Raw genomic sequence first — 3,526 nt, 5'->3', positions numbered from 1 at the left:
GCTCAGGTGGCTGCTGTCGTCAGAGCATGCAGCTCACGCAACCCTCGACCTCGGTGCCCTCCAGCGCCATCTGCCGCAGGCGGATGTAGTAGAGGGTCTTGATCCCCTTGCGCCAGGCGTAGATCTGGGCGCGGTTCAGGTCGCGGGTGGTGGCGGTGTCCTTGAAGAACAGCGTCAGCGACAGGCCCTGGTCCACGTGCTGGGTGGCCGCGGCGTAGGTGTCGATGATCTTCTCGTAGCCGATCTCGTAGGCGTCGGCGTAGTACTCGAGGTTGTCGTTGGTCATGTAGGGCGCCGGGTAGTAGACGCGCCCGATCTTGCCCTCCTTGCGGATCTCGATCTTCGACGCCACCGGGTGGATCGAGCTGGTGGAGTGGTTGATGTAGGAGATCGAACCGGTGGGCGGCACGGCCTGCAGGTTCTGGTTGTAGATGCCGTGCTCCATGACCGAGGCCTTGAGCTCGCGCCAGTCGTCCTGGGTGGGGATGTGCACGCCGGAGTCGGCGAACAACCGGCGCACCCGCTCGGTGGCCGGCTCCCACACCTGGTCGGTGTACTTGTCGAAGAACTCGCCGCTGGCGTACTTGGACTCGGGGAAGCCGCCGAAGTAGGTGCCGCGCTCGATCGCGAGCTTGTTGGAGGCCCGCAGCGCGTGGTAGAGGACGGTGTAGAAGTAGATGTTGGTGAAGTCGATGCCTTCCTCGGACCCGTAGTGGATGCGCTCGCGGGCGAGGAAGCCGTGCAGGTTCATCTGGCCGAGACCGATGGCGTGCGACTGCTTGTTGCCCTGCTCGATGGAGGGCACCGAGGTGATGTGGGTCTGGTCGGAGACCGCGGTCAGCGCGCGGATGGCCACCTCGATGGTGCGCGCGAAGTCGGGTGAGTCCATCGCCTTGGCGATGTTGAGCGAACCCAGGTTGCACGAGATGTCCTTGCCGACCTTGGCGTAGGACAGATCGTCGTTGTACTCCGACGGGGTGGAGACCTGCAGGATCTCCGAGCACAGGTTGGAGTGGGTGATCTTGCCCGCGATCGGGTTGGCCCGGTTCACCGTGTCCTCGAACATGATGTACGGGTAGCCGGACTCGAACTGCAGCTCGGCGATGGTCTGGAAGAACTCGCGCGCCTTGATCTTCGACTTGCGGATGCGCTTGTCGTCGACCATCTCGTAGTACTTCTCGGTGACATCGATGTCGGCGAACGGCTTGCCGTAGATGCGTTCCACGTCGTACGGCGAGAACAGGTACATGTCCTCGTTCTTCTTCGCCAGTTCGAAGGTGATGTCGGGGATCACCACGCCCAGCGAGAGCGTCTTGATGCGGATCTTCTCGTCCGCGTTCTCCCGCTTGGTGTCCAGGAAGCGGTAGATGTCGGGGTGGTGCGCGTGCAGGTACACCGCGCCCGCGCCCTGACGCGCGCCCAGCTGGTTGGCGTAGGAGAAGGAGTCCTCGAGCAGCTTCATGATCGGGATGACGCCCGAGCTCTGGTTCTCGATCTTCTTGATCGGGGCGCCGTGCTCGCGGATGTTGCTCAGCAGCAGGGCCACGCCGCCGCCGCGCTTGGACAGCTGCAGCGCGGAGTTGATGGAGCGCCCGATGGACTCCATGTTGTCCTCGATGCGCAGCAGGAAGCACGACACCGGCTCGCCGCGCTGCTTCTTGCCCGAGTTGAGGAAGGTCGGGGTGGCGGGCTGGAAGCGGCCGTCGATGATTTCGTCGACCAGCTGGCGCGCCAGGATCTCGTCACCCGCGGCCAGGGTCAGCGCCACCATGCACACGCGGTCCTCGAAGCGCTCCAGGTAGCGCTTGCCGTCGAAGGTCTTGAGCGTGTACGAGGTGTAGTACTTGAACGCGCCGAGGAAGGTCGGGAACCGGAACTTCTTGGCGTAGGCCTGCTCGAACAGGCTCTTGACGAAGGCGCGGCTGTACTGGTCGAGGACCTCGGGCTCGTAGTAGTTCTCCTCGACCAGGTAGTCCAGCTTCTCGTCCAGGTTGTGGAAGAAGACGGTGTTCTGGTTGACGTGCTGGAGGAAGTACTGGCGCGCCGCCTCGCGATCCTTGTCGAACTGGATCTTTCCGTCGGGGCCGTACAGGTTCAGCATCGCGTTGAGGGCGTGGTAGTCCATGCCCTCGGTCGCGCCGTCGGCGGTGCGTGCGGCGGGCCGCTCTAGGCGGGCCGACATGCCGGTCGGCGCGGTGGTTGCTGTTGCCAAAACAATCCCAATCCCTCTCGGACGCGCTCGACATCGCGCGCTGTCCCCATGAGTTCGAATCGATACAGGTACGGCACCCCGCACTTTCGGGAGATCACGTCGCCCGCGTAGCAGTAGGTGTCGCCGAAGTTCGTATTACCCGCCGCGATCACCCCACGCAGCAACGACCGATTGTGCGGGTCGTTGAGGAACTTGGCGACCTGGCGCGGCACGAACTCCTTGTCGGATCTGGCGTGCCCGCCCGCGGCGCCGAGCACGTGCTTGCCGCCCCCGTAGGTGGGGACGATCAGCACGTAGGGTTCCTCGACTCGCAGCGAATCGGTGGTGTGCAGCGGGATGCGCGTGGCGGGAAGACCCAGCTTCTGCACGAAGCGGTGGGTGTTCTCCGATGCGCTGGAGAAGTAGACGAGCGCGGTGTCGCCGACGATGTCGGTCATGCCCTGCTGCCCTCTCTCCTCGACGGCGGCCGTCGTGGCGCCTGCCGGACCGGCGGGCGCGCCCGACGACCGCGCGTGCCGCTCTCAGGCGGCGACGGTGGCGAGGTTCTTGATGCGGTCGGGACGGAAGCCGGACCAGTGCTCGTCACCCGCGACGACGACCGGAGCCTGCAGATAACCCAGCGCCATGACGTAGTCACGCGCCTCCGGGTTCTCGCTGATGTCGACGACCTCGTACTCCACCCCGGCCTTGTCGAGCGCCTTGTAGGTGGCGTTGCACTGAACGCAAGCGGGCTTGGTGTACACGGTGACGGTCATAGATCTGCCTCTCTCCTCTGCCTCGTCCACAGCCGGTGATCCATGTGCATTGCGTGATCGACTGCATTGCCTGATCGGTACGCTGCGCAAACTCTCTGGACCCGGTGCGGCCTGCCCTGCTCGACCCCATCGACACATTCGGCGAGCGGAAGGGCCAGACCCCGTCTTCCAGTAGCCAAGACACTACACCTAGTGGCCGACACTTCTCTACAACACGACATGTTGCGAACCACATTGATGGGATTTACACCGCACAAGTCCCAGGACAGCCGATTCGCAAGCCGACACGGCGGTGGCCGACATCACAATCTCGTTGCGCAGCGCCCTCCCAGCAAACTCTTGCGTCCCTGCCGTCACACCAGGCGCAATACCCCCTGAAGCCCCCGAAATGCCTCGTCGGCACACCGGCCACAGGGCCGTCCGGGGTTGCTCCAGCGGTTGCCGGAGGCCACGAGACGACGAAAGGGGCGGGCCCCACGGGGCGGCCCCCCGGCCCAGGGGGATGGCGGCGCGCGCCCCCCCCCCCCCGCGGGGGGGGGGGGGCACGGGGGGGGGGGGG

At 65.1% G+C, this 3,526-nt stretch carries 3 protein-coding genes; all 3 read right to left on the bottom strand.

Annotated features, from left to right (window positions below; genetic code table 11):
* Nucleotides 1–19: 19 nt before the first annotated feature.
* Complete coding sequence (gene nrdE, locus QH283_RS17665; protein ID WP_280504091.1) at nt 20–2,182, bottom strand: class 1b ribonucleoside-diphosphate reductase subunit alpha; 2,163 nt, start codon at nt 2,180–2,182, stop codon at nt 20–22.
* Nucleotides 2,167–2,649 carry a class Ib ribonucleoside-diphosphate reductase assembly flavoprotein NrdI gene (gene nrdI / locus QH283_RS17660; RefSeq protein WP_280504090.1) on the bottom strand — a complete coding sequence of 161 codons (483 nt, stop codon included), beginning with the start codon at nt 2,647–2,649 and terminating at the stop codon, nt 2,167–2,169. Before nrdI ends, nrdE begins: the two co-directional genes overlap by 16 nt.
* An 84-nt stretch (nt 2,650–2,733) precedes the next feature.
* Nucleotides 2,734–2,967, bottom strand: a complete 234-nt coding sequence (locus QH283_RS17655) for a redoxin NrdH (protein ID WP_280504089.1) — start codon at nt 2,965–2,967, stop codon at nt 2,734–2,736.
* Between the last annotated feature and the right edge of the window lie 559 nt (nt 2,968–3,526).

The organism is Nocardia farcinica (genome assembly GCF_029867845.1).
Taxonomy (GTDB): domain Bacteria; phylum Actinomycetota; class Actinomycetes; order Mycobacteriales; family Mycobacteriaceae; genus Nocardia; species Nocardia farcinica_A.
The sequence above is the reverse complement of the archived record's forward strand: the minus strand, read 5'-3'. Positions and strand labels throughout refer to the sequence as shown.

What these genes read in the sequence shown, in the direction of transcription:
- nrdE (WP_280504091.1), bottom strand. Translation starts at nt 2,182, where the DNA reads ATGTCGGCCCGCCTAGAGCGGCCCGCCGCACGCACCGCCGACGGCGCG.
- nrdI (WP_280504090.1), bottom strand. Translation starts at nt 2,649, where the DNA reads ATGACCGACATCGTCGGCGACACCGCGCTCGTCTACTTCTCCAGCGCA.
- QH283_RS17655 (WP_280504089.1), bottom strand. Translation starts at nt 2,967, where the DNA reads ATGACCGTCACCGTGTACACCAAGCCCGCTTGCGTTCAGTGCAACGCC.